This window comes from Pseudomonas sp. FYR_2, from assembly GCF_043106425.1.
Classification (GTDB): Bacteria; Pseudomonadota; Gammaproteobacteria; order Pseudomonadales; family Pseudomonadaceae; genus Aquipseudomonas; species Aquipseudomonas monteilii.
Genome location: NZ_JBICMM010000046.1, coordinates 178,498 through 201,356 on the forward strand (window position 1 = coordinate 178,498; position 22,859 = coordinate 201,356).

General features: G+C 63.4%; 19 protein-coding genes. 5 read left to right on the forward strand and 14 right to left on the reverse strand.

The window, feature by feature from the left end:
* Position 1: 1 nt before the first annotated feature.
* Complete coding sequence (locus ACF8R4_RS20030; protein ID WP_016714824.1) at positions 2-961, reverse strand: MoxR family ATPase; 960 nt, start codon at positions 959-961, stop codon at positions 2-4.
* Positions 962-1,187: 226 nt separating this feature from the next.
* On the opposite strand from ACF8R4_RS20030, the gene ACF8R4_RS20035 reads away from it, so the two are divergent.
* A complete protein-coding gene (locus ACF8R4_RS20035) occupies positions 1,188-2,489 on the forward strand; it encodes a DUF2235 domain-containing protein (protein WP_200929195.1) in 1,302 nt (433 codons plus the stop codon).
* A 29-nt stretch (positions 2,490-2,518) separates the two neighbouring features.
* On the opposite strand, the gene ACF8R4_RS20040 is transcribed toward ACF8R4_RS20035, so the two are convergent.
* The 6 genes from ACF8R4_RS20040 to ACF8R4_RS20065 form a co-directional block, all read right to left on the reverse strand.
* Positions 2,519-3,736 (reverse strand): MFS transporter, encoded by a 1,218-nt coding sequence (locus tag ACF8R4_RS20040; RefSeq protein ID WP_200929196.1) that lies wholly within the window; start codon positions 3,734-3,736, stop codon positions 2,519-2,521.
* Positions 3,737-3,795: 59 nt separating this feature from the next.
* Complete coding sequence (locus tag ACF8R4_RS20045) at positions 3,796-5,010, reverse strand: benzoate/H(+) symporter BenE family transporter (protein WP_060498814.1); 1,215 nt, start codon at positions 5,008-5,010, stop codon at positions 3,796-3,798.
* A gap of 95 nt (positions 5,011-5,105) precedes the next feature.
* Positions 5,106-5,993 (reverse strand): dihydrodipicolinate synthase family protein, encoded by an 888-nt coding sequence (locus ACF8R4_RS20050; protein WP_200929197.1) that lies wholly within the window; start codon positions 5,991-5,993, stop codon positions 5,106-5,108.
* Between the two features lie 44 nt (positions 5,994-6,037).
* Positions 6,038-6,820, reverse strand: a complete 783-nt coding sequence (locus ACF8R4_RS20055; protein ID WP_060498816.1) for an aldolase — start codon at positions 6,818-6,820, stop codon at positions 6,038-6,040.
* Positions 6,821-7,124: 304 nt separating this feature from the next.
* The gene (locus ACF8R4_RS20060; RefSeq protein ID WP_164524253.1) at positions 7,125-7,526 is read right to left on the reverse strand and encodes a hypothetical protein; all 402 of its coding nucleotides are present in this window, start codon (positions 7,524-7,526) and stop codon (positions 7,125-7,127) included.
* A complete protein-coding gene (locus tag ACF8R4_RS20065) occupies positions 7,507-8,907 on the reverse strand; it encodes a PAAR domain-containing protein (protein WP_156867060.1) in 1,401 nt (466 codons plus the stop codon). Before ACF8R4_RS20065 ends, ACF8R4_RS20060 begins: the two co-directional genes overlap by 20 nt.
* A gap of 205 nt (positions 8,908-9,112) precedes the next feature.
* Between ACF8R4_RS20065 and ACF8R4_RS20070 the strand changes: the two genes are divergently transcribed.
* A complete protein-coding gene (locus ACF8R4_RS20070; protein ID WP_156342128.1) occupies positions 9,113-9,283 on the forward strand; it encodes a hypothetical protein in 171 nt (56 codons plus the stop codon).
* Positions 9,284-9,328: 45 nt separating this feature from the next.
* On the opposite strand, the gene mtlD is transcribed toward ACF8R4_RS20070, so the two are convergent.
* Positions 9,329-11,473, reverse strand: a complete 2,145-nt coding sequence (gene mtlD / locus ACF8R4_RS20075) for a bifunctional mannitol-1-phosphate dehydrogenase/phosphatase (protein ID WP_156867061.1) — start codon at positions 11,471-11,473, stop codon at positions 9,329-9,331.
* A 386-nt stretch (positions 11,474-11,859) separates the two neighbouring features.
* Here mtlD and ACF8R4_RS20080 point away from each other — a divergent pair, with 386 nt between their 5' ends.
* Positions 11,860-12,156: a DUF3144 domain-containing protein gene (locus ACF8R4_RS20080; protein ID WP_060498818.1), complete on the forward strand. Its 297-nt coding sequence runs from the start codon at positions 11,860-11,862 to the stop codon at positions 12,154-12,156.
* An 11-nt stretch (positions 12,157-12,167) separates the two neighbouring features.
* Here the strand turns inward: ACF8R4_RS20080 and soxR are convergent, their stop codons facing one another.
* The gene (soxR, locus tag ACF8R4_RS20085) at positions 12,168-12,623 is read right to left on the reverse strand and encodes a redox-sensitive transcriptional activator SoxR (protein ID WP_060498819.1); all 456 of its coding nucleotides are present in this window, start codon (positions 12,621-12,623) and stop codon (positions 12,168-12,170) included.
* Between the two features lie 85 nt (positions 12,624-12,708).
* On the opposite strand from soxR, the gene ACF8R4_RS20090 reads away from it, so the two are divergent.
* A complete protein-coding gene (locus tag ACF8R4_RS20090; RefSeq protein WP_060498820.1) occupies positions 12,709-13,806 on the forward strand; it encodes an efflux RND transporter periplasmic adaptor subunit in 1,098 nt (365 codons plus the stop codon).
* Positions 13,803-16,886, forward strand: a complete 3,084-nt coding sequence (locus tag ACF8R4_RS20095; protein WP_200929199.1) for a MexW/MexI family multidrug efflux RND transporter permease subunit — start codon at positions 13,803-13,805, stop codon at positions 16,884-16,886. The genes ACF8R4_RS20090 and ACF8R4_RS20095 overlap by 4 nt, the downstream gene beginning before the upstream one ends.
* A gap of 22 nt (positions 16,887-16,908) precedes the next feature.
* Here the strand turns inward: ACF8R4_RS20095 and ACF8R4_RS20100 are convergent, their stop codons facing one another.
* From ACF8R4_RS20100 to ACF8R4_RS20120, 5 genes are all read right to left on the reverse strand, one after another.
* Positions 16,909-17,646 (reverse strand): GntR family transcriptional regulator, encoded by a 738-nt coding sequence (locus ACF8R4_RS20100; protein ID WP_060498822.1) that lies wholly within the window; start codon positions 17,644-17,646, stop codon positions 16,909-16,911.
* 50 nt (positions 17,647-17,696) lie between these two features.
* Positions 17,697-19,211 (reverse strand): DHA2 family efflux MFS transporter permease subunit, encoded by a 1,515-nt coding sequence (locus ACF8R4_RS20105; RefSeq protein ID WP_200929200.1) that lies wholly within the window; start codon positions 19,209-19,211, stop codon positions 17,697-17,699.
* Complete coding sequence (locus ACF8R4_RS20110; protein ID WP_156867065.1) at positions 19,201-20,343, reverse strand: HlyD family secretion protein; 1,143 nt, start codon at positions 20,341-20,343, stop codon at positions 19,201-19,203. Before ACF8R4_RS20110 ends, ACF8R4_RS20105 begins: the two co-directional genes overlap by 11 nt.
* Before the next feature lie 28 nt (positions 20,344-20,371).
* On the reverse strand, positions 20,372-21,790 hold the full coding sequence (locus ACF8R4_RS20115) for an efflux transporter outer membrane subunit (protein WP_200929202.1): 1,419 nt from the start codon (positions 21,788-21,790) through the stop codon (positions 20,372-20,374).
* A 104-nt stretch (positions 21,791-21,894) separates the two neighbouring features.
* Complete coding sequence (locus ACF8R4_RS20120) at positions 21,895-22,605, reverse strand: helix-turn-helix transcriptional regulator (protein WP_060498825.1); 711 nt, start codon at positions 22,603-22,605, stop codon at positions 21,895-21,897.
* Positions 22,606-22,859 lie beyond the last annotated feature (254 nt).

Below are 22,859 nucleotides of genomic sequence, written 5' to 3' on the forward strand. Positions count from 1 at the left end.
CTCAGGCAACGGCGACGACGTCGAGGATGCGCTGGACCACGCGGTCCTGGTCGATCCCTGCCGCCTCGGCCTCGAACGAAAGGATGATGCGGTGGCGCAGCACGTCGAACAGCACCGCCTGGATGTCTTCAGGGCTGACAAAGTCGCGCCCGGCCAGCCAGGCATGGGCACGCGCGCAGCGGTCCAGCGAGATGGAACCGCGCGGGCTGGCGCCGTAGGCGATCCAGTCGGCCAGCTCGGCGTCGAACTTGGCCGGGGTGCGGGTGGCCATGACCAGCTGCACCAGGTATTCCTCCACCGCGTCGGCCATGTACAGGCCGAGGATTTCCTTGCGCGCGGCGAAGATGGCCTGCTGGCTGACCCGGCGCTCGGGCTTGGTCTCGCCGCCCAGGGCTTCGCCACGGGCTTGCGCCAGGATGCGCCGCTCCACCGCAGCGTCGGGGAAGCCGATTTTTACATGCATCAGAAACCGGTCGAGCTGGGCTTCGGGCAGCGGGTAGGTGCCTTCCTGCTCGATGGGGTTCTGCGTGGCCATGACCAGGAACAGCGGCGACAGGTCGTAGGTGCTGCGGCCCACGCTGACCTGGCGCTCGGCCATGGCTTCGAGCAGTGCCGATTGCACCTTGGCCGGGGCGCGGTTGATTTCGTCGGCCAGTACCAGGTTATGGAAGATCGGCCCCTGCTGGAACACGAAGCTGCCGGTTTCCGGGCGATAGATTTCGGTGCCGGTGATGTCGGCAGGGAGCAGGTCGGGGGTGAACTGGATGCGATGGAACTGTGCTTCGATGCCTTCGGCGAGTTCTTTGATGGCCTTGGTCTTGGCCAGGCCCGGTGCGCCTTCCACCAGCATGTGGCCGTCGGCCAGCAGCACGATCAACAGCCGCTCGACCAGTTTTTCCTGGCCTAGGATCTGGGAAGAAAGAAAGGTGCGCAGCGCGATCAGCGCTTCACGGTGTTCCATCGGCGACGGTTCCTGGTGTGGGGCCTGAGGCGGCTGACGGTAGCGGCCCTGGCAAGGGCTGATACTTTAATCTATCCGGGGGGGCGGCGACCAATGGCGGCGGGTAAATTTATCGTTACGGGGGCTCGCCGGTACAGAAATGTCCCAGGTAGGGCTGGCCATTGTCTGATGGTCGGTGAAGGCGTGCTGGCGCCTGCTTGTGCTTTTCAGGCAAGCAGAAGGCACGATGATGAAAATGAGCAGCGGCAGCACGCCAATCCCCAAACCCGCCACCCTGCGTTTTGGCGTGTTTTTCGATGGCACCGGTAACAATCGGCACAATGCCATGGCCGTGGATGAACCGCGCGGCAGCTATGGCAATGCCCTGAGCAATGTGGCCCTGTTGCATGCCCTGTATCCGGCGGGTGAGGCTGATGCCGATGGCACCCGGGTGTTTCTGAAACGCTACGTGGAAGGCGTGGGTACCCTGGCAGGTGAGGCGGACCATGCCTATGCCGCGGCCACCGGTCGTGGGCGCACGGGTGTTGAGGCGAGGGTCGCCGAGACTTTGCAGGGGATGGCCGAACAACTGCGTGGCTGGTGCCGGGCGCATCCGCAGGCAGCCGTGACGCGGGTCGAGTTCGACCTGTTCGGTTTCAGCCGCGGGGCGGCGGCGGCACGGCATCTGGCCAATCTGCTACAGGATGGCGCGGGTGGGTTGTTGCCGATAGCGTGCGACACGTCCATCAACTTTATCGGCCTGTTCGACACCGTGGCAGCGATCATTGCGCCGTTGCAGGGCGATTTCGACCCTGCCGATAGCCGCCAGGGCGGCCTGCGCCTGGGCCTTGGGGCAGGCATTGCCCGGCAGGTGGTGCAGCTGGTGGCGGGGGATGAGCAGCGGCATAACTTTCCGCTGGTGGGCAGTGGTCACGACATTGTGTTGCCGGGGGTGCATTCGAATATCGGGGGCGGTTATCCGGAAACCATGCTGGAGCAGGTGCTGCTGTGCAAGCCGCAGTCCCAGCGTGTACCGGTGGGCATGCGTGTCGAGCAAAGCCGTGTGTATGCCACGGTAAGCGCCTTGTTGGCGTCGGCGTATGCCGACAGGCGCGAGCCCAGGCCGCAGGTTGTGAGCTGGGAGGCGCCCCTTGCCGGCGGCCGGCCAAATGAGGCGCAAAAGCAGGTGTATGCGGCGTTGTACCGTGAACGGGAAGTGGCGGGGCAGTTGTCCCGGGTGTACTTGAGCGTGATGCGAGCGCTGGCGGTGCGGGCTGGCGTGCCATTTGCGCCGTTGGGCGAGCAGCCTGAGCACAGGCTGCCGGAGGATTTGCTGGAGATCAGCCGCAAGTTGCATGCGTTTGCCTTGGGTGAAACGGACCAGCCGGGGTTGAGCGAGGCTGAACAGCGGCTGCTGTGCGAGAAGTACGTGCATGCCTCGGCGAACTGGAATGCGCTGAAGGGCTTGCGCAACAGCGTGCTGGATGTGTTGTTCGTCAATCGGCCGGGCGCAGGCGGGCGCGTGGTATATGCCAACCCGGCATCCTGAACGACCCAAATGACAGGCCAAGGCCGCACCTACACGGCGCGCGCCAGTCGTTCTGCGTTGCGGGCCCTGGCCAGGTACGCCTCTTGCGCCAGGGTCAGCAGCACCGTCAGCAACATGAACACGACCGATGCAATGAAAATCCCGTTTGGCAGGCGCTGGTCGAGCATCCAGCCGAACGCCACCGGCCCGATGGCGCCACCAATGTTGAACCCGGTCGACACCAGCCCGAACGTTTTGCCCTCGGCGCCTTTCGGTGCAGCCGCTTTGACCAGCATGTCCCGCGATGGGGCGATGATCCCGGTCAGCAAGCCGATGGCACCCAGCACTATCACCAGCGCCCAGCCGTGCAGCAGCCCCAGGGCCACCAGCGCGGTCAACGCGGCCGCTGCCGCGAAAGCCAGTGCCGCCACCAGGCCATGGCGCCGGGTACGGTCGGCCAAGGCACCACCGCACAGCACGCCCGCTGCGCTGCACAGCAGGAAGGCGGTGAGCGCGGTGTTGGCCCAGGCCAGGGTCAGGCCTTGGCCTTGTACGAGTGCGGCGACGGAAAACTTTTCAATGGCGCTGGTGCTCAGGTTGAGCAGGATGAACAACACCGTCAGCACGCCGATCATGGGTGTGAACAAACACACGCGGCCTGTTGCTGCGACCGGGCCAGCGCCTGTTTGCTTGCCTGGCCCTGCGACCCGGTACACGCCGCTGCCTGGTATCGAGATCAGCAGCAATGCCGCTACTCCGAATACGGCGCCTGCGGTCAGGGCCGCCCGCGTGCCGAACACAGCGGCGATACCGAGGAATACGGCCGGCGTGACCGCCGAGCCAAGAAATCCGGCAAAGGTATGAATCGAGAACGACCGCCCCAGGCGTGCGGGCTCGATGCCGTTGGCCAGCAGTGCGTAGTCGGCCGGGTGGTACACACCATTGGCCAGGCCAGCCATGGCCATCGCCACCAGCAATACCGCATACCCCGGGCTGGCCGCCAGCAGCAGGAAACTGAGGCTGCCCAGCAACAGCCCGGCCTTGAGCACGTTACGCGCCCCATAGTGGTCGACAGCGTAACCCAGCGGGGCCTGCACCAGGGCGGAGACGATGTTGAATACTGCCAAGGCCACCCCGAGCTCGACGAAGCCCACCCCCAGCAGGCCGGGAAGCACGGGCAATAACGCCGGGATCAGCATGATGTGTACATGGCTGACGAAGTGCACGGCAGCCACTTGGGTAAGCAACTTGGGGCCAGCTTGGGGCATGTCGATACCTGTTGTACGGCGTGCGCCGCTGGCGCACGGCAAGGTGAAAGGAAGCCCGCTCAGCGGGAGTTGCCGCTGAAAGCGGGGAGGCGGCCGTTCAGCGCGGCATGGGCCAGCAGACCAATGACCAGGCCCCAGAAGGCCCCGCCAATGCCGAACAGGCTGATGTTGGCGGCTGCCGCCAGAAAGGTGATCAGTGCCGCCTCGCGGGCGCGGGCATCGGCCATTGCGCTGGCCAGGCTGGCACCGATGGTGCCCAGTAAGGCGAGGCCGGCCAGGGTGGTGATGAACGTGCCCGGGAGGGCCATGAACACACTTGCCAGGGTGACCCCGAACACCCCCACGAGGATGTAGCAGACACCGGCGGCGATCCCTGCCACCCAGCGTTTGCCTGGGTCTTCATGGGCTTCCTTGCCGGTGCAGATGGCTGCGGTGATGGCGGCGATGTTGAAGGCATGCGAACCGAACGGCGCCAGCAGCAATGACCCCAGGCCCGTGACCGCGACGATCGGGTTGGCGCTGGTCGTGAAGCCATCGTTGCGCAGTACCAGCATGCCGGGCATGTACTGGCCGGTGAGGGTGATCAGGAACAATGGCAGGGCCACGCTGAGGGCAGCGTTGAGGGAGAAGGTGGGCGCGGTGAATACCGGAGAGGCGAACTCCAGCTTGAGTGTGGTCAGGCCCACTTGCCCTTGCAGCAATAAGTAGCCGAGGCCCAGTAGCAGAATGCCGACCACGGCGTAGCGGGCGGTAAAACGCTTGAATGCCACATAGGCCGCAATCAGCAGCCCGGCCAGGGCCGGGTCCACCGACAGGCTGGCAAAGGCACCGATACCGAACTGCAACAGGATGCCGGCCAGAAGCCCGGCTGCAATACCGCCAGGGACGACCCGCACCAGGCGCTCGAAGCACCCGGTAATCCCCAGCACCACGAAGCCGGCGGCCGACAGCAGGTAGGCACCGATGGCTTCACTGTAGGGCACATTGGCCAGGGCGGTGACCAGGAACGCAGCGGCTGGCGTGGACCAGGCCGTGATCACCGGCGCGCGGCTGTACCAGGACAGCGCAACGCCGCTGAGGCCGACGCCGATCGACACGGCCCATACCCACGAAGACGTCAGCTCGGGGCTCAGCCCGGCAACCTTGGCCGCCTGGAACACCAGGATGAAGGTGCCACCGTAGTTGACGATGACCGAAACGATCCCTGCCACAACGGGGTGAAGGATGTCTGCCAGCCGAAAAGGGGTTGAAGAGCTTTCTACAGGCGCGTCCATGGTTGCCTCTGGTAAAGATCAGGTAGAGCAGCGCAAGGCTGCTTCTATAGAAATGCGCTGCCCGCCAGCGGAAGGCTGACGGGCAGGTTTCAGGGTCAGCTGGCCAACGCTACCAGCAGGTTTTTCAGGTAAGCGTTGCCTTGCGCATCCAGCGGCTGCAGGGGCAGGCGCGGGGCGCCGACATCCTGGCCGAGCAGTTTCAAACCGGCCTTGATGGTGGTGGGCAGGCCTCGGCGGGTGATGTACTCCAGCAGCTCATACTGGCGGTAGAACAGCGTGCGGGCTTCGGCCAGCTGGCCTTGCTGCACGGCGTCCCACAGCGCCAGGTTCAGTGCCGGGATCAGGTTGGGGGCGGCGGTGCACCAGCCGGTGGCGCCGGCCACCAGGGCTTCCAGGGTCAGCGGGTTGCAACCGTTATAGAACGCCACTTGGCCTTCGGTAGTGGTGAACAGGCGGTGCATGCGCTGAATGTCACCGGTGCTTTCCTTGACCATGGTCACATTGGGCACCTCGTCGAGTATGCGCAGGATCAGCTCCACCGACAGGTCGGTGCCACTGGTGCCCGGGTTGTTGTACAGCATGATCGGGATGTCGATGGCGGCGCCGACCGCCTTGTAGTGGGCGACCACTTCGGCTTCGGTGAGCTTCCAGTACGAGATGGGCAGCACCATCACTGCCGTGGCGCCGCAGGCCTGTGCCAGGCGGGCACGCTGCACGGTGCGGGCAGTGGTCAGGTCAGAGACGCTGACCACGCTGGGCACACGCCCGGCGATGCGTGCCTGGCTAAAGCGCACCACGGTTTCCCATTCGCTGTCGGACAGGTAGGCCCCTTCGCCGGTGCTGCCCAGCGGTGCGATGGCGTGCACGCCGCCTGCAATCAGGCTGTCGATGGATGTGCCCAGGGCCTCCAGATCGAGCGAGCCGTCTGCCGTGAAGGGAGTGATGGTGTAGCCGATAACGCCGCGAATTACAGGTGTAGACATGACCAGGCACCTTTGCCGTTGTTGAGGAAAGCGTACAGCTTCGATCAGCCCAGGCAGTCGCCATGGGCACGCAAGGCACGGCGCGCGTAGTAGCTGAACGCGGCGCCATGACGTTTGGGGGTGGAGATCCAGTCGTGGGCCTCTTTGCCCAGTGCTTCTGGGATGGGGCGTATGTCACCGGCGCCCATGGCCAGCAGTTGCATCTTTGCCGCGCGTTCGAACAGCAGGGCGAGCACGCAGGCTTCTTCAATCGAGCCACCGGCAATCAGCAGGCCGTGGTGGGAAAGCAGGATGGCGCGTTTGTCGCCAATCGCCTTCGCGATGATTTCGCCTTCTTCGTTGCCTACTGGCACGCCGGGCCACTCCTTGAGGAAGGCACAGTCGTCGAACAGTGGGCACAGGTCCATGTGCGAGATGGCCAGCGGCACTTCCAGCATTGACAGCGCGGCGCTGTGCAGCGGGTGGGTGTGGATGATGCAGTTGACGTCGGGGCGGGCGCGGTACAGCCAGCTGTGGAAGCGGTTGGCCGGGTTGGCCATGCCGCGGCCTTGCAGCACGGTGAGGTCCTCGTCCACCACCAGCAGGTTGGAGGCGGCGATTTCGTCGAAGCCCAGGCCCAGTTGTTGGGTGTAGTAGGTGCCGGGCTCCTGCGCGCGGGCGGTGATCTGCCCGGCCAGGCCTGAGTCGTGGCCGCCGTCGAAGAGGATGCGGCAGGTGAGGGCGAGCTTTTGCCGGGCGGTGTAGGTGTTGTCGGCCAGCGCGGTCAGCATTTGTTGCTGGGCGAGTTTGACCAACTGGTCCTTGGGAACCTGCATGGTGGTCGTCATGGGCGGTACCTGCATGGGAAAGGGCAATGGGTTGCTGATGGACAGGTGACTGTCATCAGGACACAGTGCGATCTTAATGACACAAAGTGTCATATGCAAGCGATGTGTCATCGCTTTTCGGAAAAACAAGCATGCGCGAAAACCTGCTGCGTGGTGACGCTCGGGTTGGTGCTCGGGGCGTGGGGCAAAATGCGGATGGTGAAGGCGGCAGTCGAGGGTTTACAGGCGGGACAGGTTTCGGTTCGACGACAAGGCCGTTCAGAAGGGTGGAGACCCGCAATTGCGGGTCTTATCACTCAATTTTCTAATGCCTTACCATCGCAAAAGCAATCAATAGCCAGGCCGAGCCAATGATGATGAGCCAACTCGAAGAAACCAGCTTGAGCTTTAACTTTGACGGAAAATTCTTAAGCTCATCAGGGCTCACCAGACCTATTCTTGAGTGAAGCCGAGGAAAAGTGAGTAGGCCGCAGGCAGCACAAGTCAGCATCCATCGTGCCCGGTAGGTAGTAGTCCCCAGCAATCGCTTCATTTGCTCTAAATAGGCATTGCTTCGTATGGAGCTGTTGATAACGTCAAATTCACGAGACCAAGCCACAAAACCACTAATTACAAGGCCGGCTGAACTTAAGGCAAATGGCGCAACGAGAAAAATCAATTGAATTTTCAGTGGCCAGGTATTTATATCAATCAGCGATAGACTCATAGATCTTTTCTCCCACCATTTCCCCCACAGCCTCGCCAGCCACGCTTCCCGCCAGAGAGCCCGTTCCAACAACGGCAATACCACATATTGGTGCTCCAATTCCTGCGGTTCCAATAGCGAAAACACCGCAAATTGAAGTGGCTGCTAATCCTGTGATAAAGCCACCCGCAGCCCCACCAACAACACCGCCACTGAAACTTCCAGCTTCCTTGAGGCGCACAACCTTACAAGCTTCGGTTTCTCCTGCTTGACATGCCTCCTTTACTTTCAAATAGGAAGAAGTACCGCCGAGCCCAATCGCAACATGCCCGCCATGTTTAAGATACCTGCCGAGCTTCGCCACCTTATCCAGATGCGTTGCATACCCCGGAATCTGCCCCGGCCCACCCGCTTTCGACCAATGATGCACCAGGCTCTTGGTCGAAATATTCAAGCTCTTCCTCAAGCGCTCATAATTTCCAAGGTTCAGTTGCTTGTTCAAAAATGCTGTTTTCAGCTGTCCATCCAGTTGCTGCAGAAGGCGCCGCCGTTCGGCGAAGAAGCCTGGGCTGTTCAGGTGGCCGTGGCGCATGAACTCCCGCTGGTGCAGTTGCTCGATACTCGTCAATGTATGACTGACCTGTTTCAAGCCTTGGTCCAGCATGTCCTTGCCCACGCCCATGGACAGGCTGGCGTTGCTGAGCAAACCTGCGATTTCGGCCTGGTGCTCCATCATGAAATCCGCTTCGGCGTAGTCGAGCACTGCCAGCGCACGCCGCGCATGCTGCGCTGCGGCCATCAGTTCTCCCTCTTCGCGTGTGCAGGCGTCACCGTTGTCAGGATCACCGATGACGAAAATTTCCCCTGCTTTGAACCCTTGTTCAAACGTTGGATTGAGCCGCTGCAATCGGGAAATCGGTAACGTGGCATCATGCTCGGCCAAGTGCAGCAGCACCTCGGGGAACGACATGCGCCGGGGAACCACATAGAAGCCAGGCTCCAGCGTACCGGGCAGTGCACCTATTACAGGCTGGGAGAAACGCTCCGGGTAGACCGCGTTTGACGGCTCGGCAAAGTGAGCATTGGCAAGCCCTGCTACGGGTTGCATGGGTGGCGGTGCTTGATACAGCGGTGCGACCACCCGATTGCTGCCCGGCGAACAGCCACAGACAACCAGCGCACCATCCATGGCCACGCGCTGTCCATCGGAAATGAAGTGGTCCACACCTTCGGCGACCATTCCCACCTGCCCACAAAGAGGGCATGGCGTGGTCTGGTCGCCTTCACGGAGCACCATTCGGCCCTCGTCGAGATAGCCGGCCCCCGTCGCGATACAGATAGCTCCCGTGGTGGTCACATCGCCATCTACCGCCTGGCCTTTTCCCTCTAGACTGACGCGCATCCTCAAGCTCCCTGTGGGTGGATAGGGTTAGAAACCTAACACCCACGGGGCGGCCTCAAGCGCTTGGCACAGAGAATCAGAAGCGTCCTACAAGTCATCCGAATTTGCTCCATCTGAGCCGCCCTTGCGTGCGCCACGCTTGAGGCAAGGCGATGAAACCTTGTAGTAACCCAGGGCCTGATTGAGGAGCAGGGCGAAGGGCCTGTTGATCGACCGTTTCCGCCGCAGGAAGCTTGAGGCCGCCTACTTGCACGCGCTGGCACAACTGCCCGAAGCCGAAGCCCCCTCTGCCGCACGCCAGCTGATGCTGTTGCAGGCGCTGATGCAGCTTGATGCCTTGAGTGCATGGCCGAGGCCATTCGCGACTCTTACCTGATTACCCTCGGAACAGGGGATAGACCGCTGTTCTTGCGTCTATGGTTCATGCGCCTATGCAAAGGACGCCCGGTCGGTTTGCCACAGCCCTTTGCGGGTACTGCCGGAAAGCCTCTGAAATGGCGCTGATCAGCTGTGCATCCGTGATCGGGTCCAGCCCTGGAAAGCGCTTGCCATTACCGTCAACCCCGAGGGTAAGCACGGCCTCGACACTGGCGTCGTTTTCACGATAGGCCTGCCTGATGGCCTGGGCCTCCAGCGCTTTGTCATCTGTGCAGCGCAGGGCATGGTGAATGGCCAGTGCCGCGCCAAACACCAGGGCCGGGGTTTCAATACCATGCTTGTGGGCCAGCTCGATGCTGCTGAAAATGCGTTCGTTGCGCTGAAGCTTGCGCAACGGGTCGCGCCCCACCCGGGCACAAGGGTCTTTGAACGAGGTTTTGCAGCGTTCCAGGAAGGTCTCGGCAAAACGGCTGACCACTTCCGCCATCTGTGGGTATTCCGCCACCAGTGCGGGGCCGACTTCCTGGCGAATCAGGCGCTCGGCCAGTTCGCTCACCTGTGCATCGCCCATACCTTGGCCTACCGAGTCATGGCCCAGCAGGCTGGCGTACCAGGCAACGATGGCATGCGGGCCATTCCACAAGCGGTTCTTGATGACCTGGATCTGGGTGATGTCAGGCACCGTTTTTACCTGGCGCAGGCGTTCGAGCAGGTCGCTGCCGTGCTCTACATACAGCGGCATGTCGGGTTCGCTGTTGAACAGGATCAGGTGCAACTGGCTCATCGCACTGCTGGGCTGGGCAAAGGGCCTGAAGCGCCCGATCAGCCGTTCGTATTCAGGCACTGGCGTCGATGCCTTTGTGGCGACTGCCGGCTCGTCTTCCAGGCTGTTCTGGAACATCTGCGACTTGATGCGCAGTTGCCGTACCAGTGCGTCGTTGCTGAGCTTGGAGACGATGCGGCTGACCACCGTTTCGGCGAAGTGGGTCTTTTCCAGCACTTGCTCGCCGATTGCTGGCGGGCACAGCAATGCCAGCTCCGCTTGCACATGGCGGCGCACAAACGCAGCGCCGCCCACCTTGTTCAGCACGATCAGCAACGTCAGCTCACGGCCACGGCGTTCGAAGCGCTTCAACAGGCCTTTGGCAATCACCTGCGCCTGGTTGCGGATGGCCTGCTCGGGCAGGCTGAGGCCGATAATTTCGGCAGCGGTGTACATCTGGATCAGTGCATCATCATCGTCCATGTCGATCATGCGCACATTGTCGATGGTCTGGTCGAACGAAGTGGCCCCGTAGCGCACGCTGTAACGGCCGAAGGCATTGACGCTTTCACGCAACATGCGCGAGCGGGTCGCGGCAATGATCTCACAAGGCCGGGTGTAGCCATCCCAATGGGAAAAGACCTGCGTCAGGTAGCCACCCCCGATGGCGCCGAAACCATGGATGCCCACGCGGAACTGGTTCATGGAGGCCGGGAAGTTTTCGTACAGTTCGGGCATGCCCAGGTCGGGAACGCACTCGCTCAAATCGGCCAGGAACTCGGTCATGCTGCGGTAGGCCTTGAGCGCGCCTGCCTTGATCTCGGGGGCCGGCGGCTTGATGTCTTCGATAAGAATCGCCTGCCCTTGAGCGCGCATTGCCGAGCGCATGCCGTTCTCTGAGTCCTCGACCATGAAGCATTGGTCCGGCTCGCAATTGAGCGCGCGGGCGGCTTTCAGGAAAATCTCGGGGTGGGGTTTACCCTGGCTGACTTCATCGCCGCAGACGGTGATATCGAAATACTTCAGCACGTTGGCGTTGATCAGGTATTCCTCGGCGATGGCACGGCGGCTGGACGTGGCTACCGCCATGGTCAGGCCCGACTTGCGCAGGCGCTCTAGCACTTCCAGCAGACCGGCCTTGATCGGTACGCCGTGATTGCGCACGTACTCCAGCTCAAGTTCATCCGCGCGTTTGCGGATTTCGGCGTACGGGAAGTCTTCACCGTTGTGCGCCTTGGCGAGGGCTTCGGCTTTTTTCGCGCTCAGGCCCAGCGAGCCGATCAGTGTGTGTTCGCCCAGTGCCTTGCCGAAGATTTCCAGCGAGGCTTGCTTGAGCGTTCTGAAACGCAAGCGCTCGGTGTCGAAGAGGGTGCCATCCATGTCGAAGATGGCGCTGTGAATTTGTTTGCCTTGAAATAAAAGCATTGCGTGTTGCCCCTGTAAGTGCGTCAGACATCCCGCCTGTAGCAAGCGAGAACGGCGTTGTGCGCTGCAGCGTTGGCAGTCAGGTCGGGGGCAGGCGTTTGGCAGGTGCACGCTCGGGCGTGACACAGAGGTAAGGCGGTGCAGAGCGGGGCGTGCAGAGCAGTGTTGCGAGTTTGGAGGCGAGGCGGATGACGCGTTTGCCTGTGAGGTCACGCCCACTGGCTGCAGTGCGGTTTGCAGGCAGTGGGCGCAAGTAGCGATGGATACGTGTGGTTCCTGGCATAAGGTGTTTTGCTTCCTTTGTCGTTGCGGGTGATCCTTTTTCAGCCTTGCACGTATGCGCGCCGCCATGCAAGGCTTGGGCTTCCGTTACCAGGTGAACCGCAATGACCCAAGCTACCGATCAGGCCTTTTACGACCGCGCCGATGCGCACATCGACCTGGCCAACCAGCAGATCGAAAAATTCGAAGACCTGGGCAAGGTCAGCGCCTCGCTCACCTTCGGCGCAACCCGTTTCAGCGCCTGGATGAGTGCCCGCAGCTTCAAGAGCGGCGCGGAGCTGGCGGCCGCCCGGGAAGAGATTCTGAAGTACTTCTGCGAACAGTACCGGATGATGCTCGAAGACAACCTGGATGAGCATATCGAGCACTTTGATCGTTTTGTGCTGGGCAAGGCCGACTGACACGGGAGCGGCTAGCGGGCCTTCTTTTCGAGAATCCGCGCCCCGCTACCCTCCTTGCTCAGCACATCCTCGGGGTTACGCAGCGGGCAGTCTTCCAGCGACAGGCAACCGCAACCAATGCAGTTGTCCAGGCTGTCGCGCAGCGCCTCCAGCGTGCGGATGCGGGCGTTCAGGTCTTCGCGCCAGGCCGTGGACATCTCGCCCCATTGCGCTGCCGTGAGCTTGCTGTTGGGCGCATAACGGCTGAACGCCTGCTTGATTTCCTCCAGCGGAATACCGGTGCGCTGCGCCACCTTGATGATCGCCAGCGTACGCAGCACCAGCGCGGGAAAGCGGCGCTGGTTGCCGGCGGTGCGGACACTGGCGATCAGCCCCTTGGACTCGTAGAAGTGCAGCGCAGAGACTGCCACGCCGCTGCGTTTGGCCACTTCGCCTACCGTGAGCATCCGCGTGTTGTCCACTGCCATACCTGTTGACCTCAAGTTAAGTTGAGCTCTTATAGTCCTGCCCGATCTTCCCCGCAACCGCTTTCCTGATTGATCGGAGCACTGCATGAACAAAAGGACGTTACTGGCCTGTGCCGGCGCTGTGGCAGGTGTGCTGGCGGGCGCCTATGCGCTGGTGGGCAACAGCTCGACGCAGCCCGCTGCCGCCGCATGGCCGGCAACCAAGGTGGCGCTGGCCACGGCCGAGCAGGTGCAGGTGGCGCGGCAGAACTTTGCCTCGGGGGAGCTGGAGGCGGTCAACCAGGTGCAGGTGGCGGCCGAGGTGGCGGGGCGCATTACCGGTATCGCGTTCGAGTCGGGGCAGACCGTCACGGCCGGGCAGGTGCTGGTGCAGCTCAATGACGCCCCGGAGCAGGCACAGCGCGTGCAGTTGCGGGCCAAACTGCGCAACGCCGAAGTGGTGTTGCAGCGCAGCCGCAAACTGCTGGCAATGCATGCCGTTTCGCAGGAGCTGTTCGATAACGCCGCCACTGCCGTGGATGTGGCCAGCGGCGAGTTGCAGCACGTCGAGGCGTTGATCGCGCAGAAGGCAATCCGTGCGCCGTTCGCCGGCAAGCTGGGTATTCGCCGGGTGCATCAGGGCCAATACCTGGGCGCTGGCGAGACCATCGTCAGCCTGGCAGATACCCGCCTGTTGCACGTCAACTTTTCCCTGGGCGAGCAGGCCGCGCCCGAGGTGCAGGTGGGGCAGGTGCTGGCACTGGGTGTGGATGCCGTGCGCGGCCAAGGCTTTCAGGCCCAGGTAGTGGCGGTCGACCCGGTTGTCAGCAAGGCGCGCCTGGTGCAGGTGCAGGCCGCCTTGGCGAACCCGGACGGGCAGTTGCAACCGGGCATGTACGCCAGCGTGCGCCTGGACGCGGCGCAGCCATCGACCGTGCTGGCCGTGCCGGAAACCGCAATTACCTACACCGCCTATGGGCAGACGGTGTTCGTCGCCACCCGGGACGCGGAACACGGCACCCGTGTGAAACGGGTGCAGGTCACCACCGGTGAGCGCTGGCAGGGGCGGGTGGAGGTGACCTCTGGTCTTGCGCCGGGTGATCAGGTGGTGGTCTCTGGCCAGCTGAAACTGAACGATGGCATGTCTGTCGAGCCGGTGGCCCAGGACAGCCTGCAGGCCAGCCAGGGAGGGCGGCAATCGTGAAGTTCACTGACGTCTTCGTGCGCCGCCCGGTGCTGGCGCTGGTGGTCAGCAGCCTGATCATCCTGCTGGGGCTGTTTGCCATGGGCAAACTGCCGATCCGCCAGTACCCGTTGCTGGAAAGCTCGACTATCACCATCAGCACCGAGTACCCCGGGGCCTCTGCCGAGCTGATGCAAGGCTTCGTGACCCAACCGATTACCCAGGCGGTGTCATCGGTGGAGGGCATCGACTACCTGTCCTCGTCCTCGCAGCAGGGACGCAGCCTGATTACCCTGCGCATGGTGCTGAACCGCGACTCGACCCAGGCACTGGCCGAGACCATGGCCAAGGTCAACCAGGTGCGCTATCGCCTGCCGGAAAAAGCCTACGACCCGGTGGTGGAGCTGTCGGCAGGTGACTCCACTGCCGTCGCCTACGTAGGCTTTGCCAGCGATACCTTGTCGATACCCGAGCTGAGCGATTACCTGTCGCGGGTGGTGGAACCGCAGTTCTCCGGCATCGACGGCGTGGCGAAGGTGCAGTCGTTCGGCGGGCAGCGCCTGGCGATGCGCCTGTGGCTGGACAGCGAGCGCATGGCCGGGCGCGGGGTGACGGCAGCCGATGTGGCGCAGGCAGTGCGTGCCAACAACTACCAGGCAACGCCCGGCCAGGTGCGCGGCCAGTACGTGCTGGCCGACATCCAGGTGGACACCGACCTCACCCGGGTCGAGGACTTTCGCGAGCTGATCATCCGTAACGCGGGCACCGACCTGGTACGCCTGCGCGATGTCGGCACCGTCGAGCTGAGTGCGGCGGCCACCCAGACCAGTGCCACCATGGATGGCAAACCGGCCGTGCACCTGGGCTTGTTCCCCACGCCAACCGGCAACCCGCTGGTGATTGTCGAGGGCATTCGCCAGCTGCTGCCGCAGATTCAGCAGACCCTGCCACCGGGTGTGCATGTGGCGTTGGCCTACGAGACCGCACGCTTCATCGACGCCTCCATCCACGAGGTGCTGCGCACCCTGGTAGAAGCGATGCTGATCGTGGTGCTGGTGATCTGGCTGTGCCTGGGTTCGCTGCGCAGTGTGTTGATTGCGGTGGTGGCCATCCCGTTGTCGATGCTCGGCGCTGCGGGCCTGATGCTGCTGTTCGGCTTCAGCCTCAACCTGCTGACCTTGCTGGCGATGGTATTGGCCATCGGCCTGGTGGTGGATGATGCCATCGTGGTGGTGGAGAACGTGCACCGCCATATCGAGGAGGGCAAGTCGCCGGTTGCTGCGGCATTGGCCGGGGCACGGGAAATTGCCGGGCCGGTGATTGCCATGACCCTCACACTGGCGGCGGTTTATGCACCCATCGGGCTGATGGGCGGGCTGACCGGCACGCTGTTCCGCGAGTTCGCCCTGACCCTGGCGGGGGCGGTGATCGTGTCTGGCGTGGTAGCGCTTACCTTGTCGCCGGTGATGAGCTCGCTGCTGCTGCAACCCGGTCAGCAGCACGGCGCAATGGCCAACCTGGCGGACCGGTTGTTCGGGGCGCTGACCGGGGCTTACGGGCGGGTGCTGGCTTACACCCTGTCTCATCGCTGGATCAGTGGCGGCGTGGCACTGCTGGTGTGCCTGAGCCTGCCCTGGCTGTACCTGCTGCCACAGCGCGAACTGGCACCCCCCGAGGACCAGGCGGCGGTGCTTACGGCCATCAAGTCGCCGCAGCATGCCAGCCTGGAGTATGCGGAACGCTTTGCGCTGAAGCTCGACCAGGTGATGAAGTCCATTGCCGAAACCACCGACACCTGGATCATCAACGGCACCGACGGCCCGGCCGCCAGTTTCGGCGGCATCAACCTCAGTGCCTGGCAGGCTCGCGAGCGCTCTGCTGGACAGGTGCAGGCGCAGCTTCAACAGGCAGTTGCGGACATCGAAGGCAGCAGCATTTTCGCCTTCCAGGTGGCCTCGCTACCGGGTTCCAGCGGAGGCTTGCCGGTGCAGATGGTGCTGCGCAGTGCCCATGACTACCCCGAGCTCTATCAGACCATGGAAGCCCTCAAGCAGCGTGCCCGCGACAGTGGTTTGTTCGCCGTGGTGGACAGTGACCTGGACTACAACAACCCGGTGGTGAAGGTGCGCATCGACCGGGCCAAGGCAGCCAGCCTGGGCATCAGCATGCAGGCCATCGGCGAGTCGCTGGGTGTGCTGGTGGGCGAGCAGTACCTCAATCGCTTCGCCCTGTTCGGGCGCTCCTACGACGTGATTCCGCAGAGCATTCAGGACCAGCGCCTGACGCCTGCGGCGCTCAACCGCCAGTATGTGCGCGCCGAGGACAACAGCCTGGTGCCGCTGGCCACGGTGGTGCACCTGAATATCGAGGTTGCGCCTAATCGCCTGCTACAATTCGATCAGCAGAATGCCAGCACCTTGCAGGCGATACCGGCGCCGGGTGTGTCGATGGGCAATGCCGTGGCATTGCTTGAGCAACTGGCCAGTGAGTTGCCGCCTGGCTTCAACCACGACTGGCAATCGGAATCACGTCAGTACGTGCAGGAGGGCTTTGCCCTGATGTGGGCGTTTCTTGCCGCGTTGGTGGTGATCTATCTGGTGCTGGCGGCGCAGTACGAAAGCCTGGTGGATCCGCTGATCATCCTGGTGACCGTGCCGCTGTCGATCTGCGGTGCACTGCTGCCGCTGGCGCTGGGCTGGGCCACGTTGAACATCTACACGCAGATCGGACTGGTGACGTTGATTGGCCTCATCAGCAAGCACGGCATCCTGATGGTGGAGTTCGCCAACGAGATCCAGGTGCGCGACAACCTTGATCGTGCGGCGGCTATCGTCCGTGCTGCGCAGATACGTTTGCGGCCTGTGCTGATGACCACGGCGGCGATGACATTTGGCGTGCTTCCGCTGCTGTTCGCCAGTGGTGCCGGGGCCAACAGCCGCTTCGGGCTGGGGGTGGTGATTGTGTGCGGGATGCTGGTGGGCACCTTGTTCACGTTGTTCGTGCTGCCGACGGTGTATGGGTGGCTGGCGCGGGATCATCGGGTGGTGTCGGTGCGCAGCAAGCAATTGATCGAGGCCGAACAGCAATTGCGGCCCCTCTAGGAGCGGCCTTGTGTGCCTGAGATCAGACAGGCGAGCGATCCCGGCGCATCTGGGTGACCAGTGTAAAGCGGTCATCCGGATGCACCGTCTCGGAAACCGCCATCAAATCGCCGTTTTCCTCGCGGTAATGGCGAATGATCTTCAACCCCGGTGAACCCGCCTCGGCCTTCAGCGCCCGGGCCATTTCCGCTGTCAGCAACACCGCCCGCACTTGCTGGTCGACCACCGCGATCGCCCGGCCATAGTGCTGTTCGATCAACCCGGCAATCAGCTGGTCGGGGTGTTCGCGGGCCAGTTCGATGACCTCGGCATAGTCGCGCTGCGCATACACGTCGGTCCAGCAAAGGGGCGCCGCATTGTGCAGGCGGTCGACGCGGATACTGGACACGCAGAAGTAGTGCTCACCCGGTACCAGCCCCAGCCGCGCCGCTTCGCTCAAATCGGCAACGAAGTGCCGCACGTCCTGAATTTCCCGCTGCTGGGTTTCGGCCAGGTGCGCAAGGTCGGCCACGCTGGCCAGCGATTGCGAGTAGCCACCGCGCGGGCTGCTGGCCTCCACCCGGGTACCCACGCGCTTGCGCCGCGATACCAGCCCCTGGTTGAGCAACTGGTTGATGGCCGCGCGCACCGTGTGCCGGCTCACATCGTAAAGGTCGCACAGCTCGAACTCGGTCGGCAGCAGGCTGCCCACCGGGTAACGGCCGCTGGCGATGCCTTCCATCAAGTCCTTTGCCACGGTGGTGTAGCGCGTCGGGTTCATACGGTTGGTCTGTCGGGCACAGTGTGTGGAGGCACAGTGTACCAGCCCCCTCACGCGGCCCGCTGGGCGCGCAGCAGCAACGCCGCCACCGCACAGCCCAGCAATGCCAGGCACGCAAGGTAGAACGCATCGCTGTAGGCCATCAGGTACGCCTCTCGCCGAACAGTGGCTGCCAACCCTTCCAGCACCTGCTGCTGGTGCGGTAGCCAGCTTTGCACTGTCTGGTTGACACGCTCCTGCACCGCGGGCTCGAACACCGTCACCTGTTCGTGAATTCGCTCACTGTGAAAGCGCTCCCGGGTCGCCACCAGTTGCGTCAACCCGGCCGTGCCAATGGCGCCCCCCAGGTTGCGCAGCATGGAGAACACCGCCGAGGCCGAGCCGGCCTCGCGCTTGTCCAGCCCGGCCACCGCCAGCACCGACAACGCCACCATGATGAACGGCTGGCCAATGCCTCGCACCACCGTGGACGGGATGATCACGTTGTCGGCACTGTCGGCGCTCAGGCTCGCCCCCAGCCAGCAACCCAGCGCCATGATCAGAAAGCCACTGGCGACCATGAACTTGGCGCTGGTCCAGCCCATCAGGCGTGGTATCAACGGTGCCAGCAGCAGCTGCACCACACCATAGGCAATCAGCGCCACGCCTACGTCGTGCGCACTGAAACCTTGCAACTGCGACAGGTAGTTGGGCACCAGGAACACCAGGCCGAATGTGGCGGCGCCAAAGATGAACATCGCCACGCTGGCGACACCGAAGTTGTAACGGCCAAGCAGCCGCAGGTTGATGAACGTACGCTGGCCGAACAGTTGGGTCACCACGAACACCACCAGTGCGATACCGGCGAGCACGCTCATGCCGACAATGAATGGCGAGCCAAACCAGTCCAGCCGGCCGCCTTCTTCCAGCACGATCTGCAGGCCGCCCAGGCCGACCACCATGGCCGCGATACCCAGCCAGTCACCCTTGCGCAACAGTTCGAGCCTCATCGGCTTGGCCTCGATCGACCAGGCGATGGCGCACAGCAGCGCAATGCCGGGGAACAGTTGCAGGTAAAAGATCCAGCGCCATGAATACGCATCGGTCAGCCAGCCACCAATCGACGGCCCGGCCGCTTGCGCCACGCTGTTGGCCAGGCTGAACAGCGCCATGCCCATGGCCATCTTGCTGGCCGGCAGTTCGGTGATGATCAACTGGAACGACAGCGGGATCAGCACTGCACCGGCAGCCCCCTGGACTACCCGGATCACGATCATCGCCTCCAGGCTTGGAGCCCAGGAACAGGCCACCGAAGCCACCAGGAAGATGAACGAGCCGGTCCACATGACCCGGCGCAGCGAGAACACCTCCACCAGCCAGGCGGTCAGCGGAATCATCACGATTTCTGCCACCAGGTAGGCGGTGGAAATCCACGAGCCTTCCTCGAAGCTGGCGCCCAGCGAGCCGCGGATTTCCGGCAGGGCAGCGCTGGTGACGTGCACGTTCATGCCGGCCATGAAGCAGCCGAACAGGCCACCCAGCACTGCCACCCAGGCACGCAGCGATACAGGTTGCTCAGTGCGCATCGATAACCTCTGCGGGGCGGGTGTCGACGGTGGTGACCACCGACATGCCGGGCAGCACTTGTGGGCCATCCAGCGGTTTGTCGAGCAGGATGCGCACCGGGAAGCGCTGGACGATCTTGGTGAAGTTGCCGGTGGCATTGTCGGACGGCAGGAGGGCGAAGACATTGCCGGAGGCTGGCGAGAAACTGGCCACATGACCGTGCAGTGGCTGGCTGGCGAAGGTGTCTACGCGTATTTCTACCGGTTGCCCAGCGCGCATGTGGGCCAGTTGGGTTTCCTTGTAGTTGGCCACCACATAGGCCTGCTGCAGGGGCACCACGGCCAGCAGTGGCTGGCCCGGCACCACATACTGGCCGGCGCGCACGCGGCGCTGGCCAACCACACCGTCGATGGGCGCGCGGAGCATGGTGTCCTGCTCATCCTGTTCGGCCAGTCGCTGGCGGGCCAGCGCGTGGGCCAGCGCTGCTTCTTTCTGTTTCAACGTGGCGTCGGCCTGGGCGGATCGTGCCTTGGCCATGGCCAACTGCGCGCGCTGTTCGCGCAATGCGGCCTGCGCGCCCTGCAGTGCGGCCTGGGCCTGCGAGGCAGCGGCACTGGCGCTTTCCAGGCGCTGTACCGTTGCGGCATCGTCACGCACCAGGCCACGGTAGCGTTGCATGTCCAGCTCGCTGCGCCGATGTTCGGCTGCAGCGCCCTGCACGGCGGCTTCTGCCTGCAGGATGGCTTGCTGCTGTTGGTTGATGCGCTCGGCCGCCACCTGCTGGCTGGCCTGGGTGGCGGTCAGCGCCGCCTGGGCTTCGGCCACGCCGGCCTGGGCCTGGTCGAGGCGGGCCTGATAGTCGCGGGCTTGCAGGCGTACCAGTACATCGCCGGCTTTTACCGGTTGGTCGTCATCGACCTCGACCTTGGCCACGTAGCCGGCCACACGAGGGCTCATGGCCACCCAGTCGGCACGGATGTAGGCGTCGTCGGTGGTTTCCAGGTAGCGGCCGGTGGTGAGCCAGTAGCTGGTGAAGGCCAACAGGGCGATGGCTGCCAGGCTGCCACCTGCGATGTATGCCAGACGGCGAGATACGGCCATGCCCTTTTGCTCAACGGCGGTTGACGCGGTTTGTTCTACAGCAACATTCATGATCTCTATCCATTCTTGATGTTTGGAACTACCACCGCCCGCCCAAAGCGCGAAACAGGTTGACCTGTGCTTGTGCCAGGCGCCCTTGGGCCTGGACATGGCTACCCCGCAAGCGGATCAGTTCACGCTCGCTGTCGAGCAACGCCAACCCGTCCACGGTGCCGGCCCGGTAGTTGCTTTGGGCCAGGGCAAAGCCGCGCTGGCTGTGCGCCAGGGCCGCGTCCAGTGCCTGCAACCGCTGTCGCTCGCCGTCGTAACGAGCCAGCGTCTGGCGCACGTCTTTCAGTGCCCGCAACGCCACACCTTGGTAATGGGCCACCTGCGCTTGCTGCAATGCTTCGGCTTTGCCGACCCGAGCGCGGTTGGCTTTGACGTTGGGGAACTCCCAGCGGATCAGCGGGCCGATGCCGAACATCACCGCACGGCTGTCGCCCAGGTTGGCAAGGTGGTGGTCCGAGGACGTCAGCGATGCGCCGAAGCTGACCTTCGGGTACAGGTCGGCCCGGACGATTTCGGTCTCGAGCGTGGCAGCTTGCAGTTCCCGTTCGGCCTGGCGTACATCCGGGCGGCGTGCGAGTAACTGCCAGCCGTCGCCAACCGGCAAGGGCGCCGACAGCGAAGGGATGGACGTGCAGGTGCTGGCCTCGGCCAAAGAGGCCTGGCCGCTGAGCATGCCCAGCTCGTACAGCGCCATCTGCCGTCGGGCCTCCAGCATCGGCAACCGCGCCCGCATCTGTTCGCGCAGGCCCAGCAGGCGTTCGCTGTCCAGGGCCGTGGCAACGCCGGCCTGGTGCTGGCGCTCGCTGAGGTGCACGCTGTGGTCGAGGGTTTGCAGCGACTGGCGGGCTTCGTCCAGGCGAGCCGTGTAGATGCACTGGTCGATATAGGCCCGGCTGGTCTGGGCCACCACCTGCAGGCGCACCAGGTCCAGCGCGGCCTGGGTGGCTTCAGCCTGCACCTGTGCACGCGCAATGGCGGCGCGTACCTGGCCCCAGACGTCCACCTGGTACGCCAACTCGATGCCCGGGTTGAATTGCCATTGTGATGGCGCGTGGCTGTCAGTCGCTTCGGCCAGGGTCTGGTCATCGGCGCTCTTGCCGTACGTCGCGGCAAGGCCCACGGAGGTGGACGGCCAGCGCCTGGCATCGAATTCCCCTATGCCCGCCAGCATGGCCTGCACATTCGCTTCGGCCTGCTTCAGGTCCTGATTGTGCGCCAGGGCTTGCTGCACCCAGTGGTTGAGCTGTGGGTCCCGGAACAGTGCCCACCAGCGCTCCGGCAGAGGTTGCTTGCGGGTGCCAGCCGGCAGGCTGGCCAGCGGGTCCGCTTGCAGTGCGGTGGGTGGCTCGGCCGGTGTGGGGTGCCGGGCGCAAGCCGCCAGCACGCTCAGCATGCCGATGGCGGCGCCAAGCCGGGCAGGAAAAGGGAATGATTGCAGTAGAGGCATCACACACGTCGCTTCAGGGGTGGTGATGCGAGGTTAACGATGGCGAGCCAGGCCTCGCTGCCGCAAGCAGGACAACCCTGCGCGTAAGTGGGACAACCTGTCAGTCAGTACCCGCGCGCGCAGCCGTTCTGCCAGTCGCTGGGGGCGTAGCCGAGGATGCGCTTGAACATGGCGGCAAAGGCGCTGGCGCTCTGGTAGCCATGTTCCAGTGCCACATTCAGGATGGGCTGGCCGTTGGCCAGGCACTGCTGGCTGAGCATCACCCGGGCCCGGGCGCGCCATTCGCCATACGACATGCCCACCTCGCGCTGGAACAGCCGCGCCACGCTGCGGGCACTCATGTTCAGCTGTGCGCCGCATTGTTCCAGGGTCAGGTCCTGAGCCGGGTCCTGCAAGAAGCGCTCGCACCAGGCACGCAAACGCGCCTGGTGCGGCAGTGGCACAAAGGCATCGATGCGCCTGGCAGTGGCCAACTCACACTGAATCAACGCCCGCACGTGTTCGCCGTCTCGCAGGTCGAGCAGGCGCGCTGCAGCCAGGATCAGCTCGTGCAGCAGGCCGGACACAACGATCACCTGGCAATGCGCGACGCGTGCCTCAAGCAACAAGGTGCGCATGCTGACCGCGCCCTCCATGCGAATGGCATGGCTGACTCCGGCGGGCATCCATAACGCGTGCCCGCCGGGGATCACCCAACTACCGCCCTCGCTGCTGACCCGCATCACACCGCTGGCGGCGTAGATCAGCTGGTCTTCGGCGTGGCAGTGGCTGGCGACTTCATCGCCGTGCCGGTAATCCATTCCCAGTGCTTGCATGTGGGCATCCTCGATAGTGGATCCGAGTATACGGTGGTTGAGCGATGCTCGATTGCTAAGGGTTGCCGCACATTGGAATTAGATTGTTCTTATGTTGCTATTTTTGCGTTAAATAAGACATAAAATTGCTGAAGCGTAGGGAGATGCGAGTTTTCGTATCAGCGAGTCCGACGTATGTGATGCGGCGGCATCGCGCACGCGCCGCCGAATACTTCACAGCGTTGGCCAGGGCATTGATGAACGAAATAGAACTG

What these genes read in the sequence shown, in the direction of transcription:
- ACF8R4_RS20035 (WP_200929195.1), top strand. Translation starts at nt 1,188, where the DNA reads ATGATGAAAATGAGCAGCGGCAGCACGCCAATCCCCAAACCCGCCACC.
- ACF8R4_RS20050 (WP_200929197.1), bottom strand. Translation starts at nt 5,993, where the DNA reads ATGTCTACACCTGTAATTCGCGGCGTTATCGGCTACACCATCACTCCC.
- ACF8R4_RS20055 (WP_060498816.1), bottom strand. Translation starts at nt 6,820, where the DNA reads ATGACGACCACCATGCAGGTTCCCAAGGACCAGTTGGTCAAACTCGCC.
- mtlD (WP_156867061.1), bottom strand. Translation starts at nt 11,473, where the DNA reads ATGCTTTTATTTCAAGGCAAACAAATTCACAGCGCCATCTTCGACATG.
- ACF8R4_RS20065 (WP_156867060.1), bottom strand. Translation starts at nt 8,907, where the DNA reads ATGCGCGTCAGTCTAGAGGGAAAAGGCCAGGCGGTAGATGGCGATGTG.
- ACF8R4_RS20120 (WP_060498825.1), bottom strand. Translation starts at nt 22,605, where the DNA reads ATGCAAGCACTGGGAATGGATTACCGGCACGGCGATGAAGTCGCCAGC.
- ACF8R4_RS20045 (WP_060498814.1), bottom strand. Translation starts at nt 5,010, where the DNA reads ATGGACGCGCCTGTAGAAAGCTCTTCAACCCCTTTTCGGCTGGCAGAC.
- ACF8R4_RS20105 (WP_200929200.1), bottom strand. Translation starts at nt 19,211, where the DNA reads ATGCGCACTGAGCAACCTGTATCGCTGCGTGCCTGGGTGGCAGTGCTG.
- ACF8R4_RS20110 (WP_156867065.1), bottom strand. Translation starts at nt 20,343, where the DNA reads ATGAATGTTGCTGTAGAACAAACCGCGTCAACCGCCGTTGAGCAAAAG.
- ACF8R4_RS20100 (WP_060498822.1), bottom strand. Translation starts at nt 17,646, where the DNA reads ATGAACCCGACGCGCTACACCACCGTGGCAAAGGACTTGATGGAAGGC.
- soxR (WP_060498819.1), bottom strand. Translation starts at nt 12,623, where the DNA reads ATGGCAGTGGACAACACGCGGATGCTCACGGTAGGCGAAGTGGCCAAA.
- ACF8R4_RS20040 (WP_200929196.1), bottom strand. Translation starts at nt 3,736, where the DNA reads ATGCCCCAAGCTGGCCCCAAGTTGCTTACCCAAGTGGCTGCCGTGCAC.
- ACF8R4_RS20080 (WP_060498818.1), top strand. Translation starts at nt 11,860, where the DNA reads ATGACCCAAGCTACCGATCAGGCCTTTTACGACCGCGCCGATGCGCAC.
- ACF8R4_RS20090 (WP_060498820.1), top strand. Translation starts at nt 12,709, where the DNA reads ATGAACAAAAGGACGTTACTGGCCTGTGCCGGCGCTGTGGCAGGTGTG.
- ACF8R4_RS20030 (WP_016714824.1), bottom strand. Translation starts at nt 961, where the DNA reads ATGGAACACCGTGAAGCGCTGATCGCGCTGCGCACCTTTCTTTCTTCC.
- ACF8R4_RS20060 (WP_164524253.1), bottom strand. Translation starts at nt 7,526, where the DNA reads ATGAGTCTATCGCTGATTGATATAAATACCTGGCCACTGAAAATTCAA.
- ACF8R4_RS20115 (WP_200929202.1), bottom strand. Translation starts at nt 21,790, where the DNA reads ATGCCTCTACTGCAATCATTCCCTTTTCCTGCCCGGCTTGGCGCCGCC.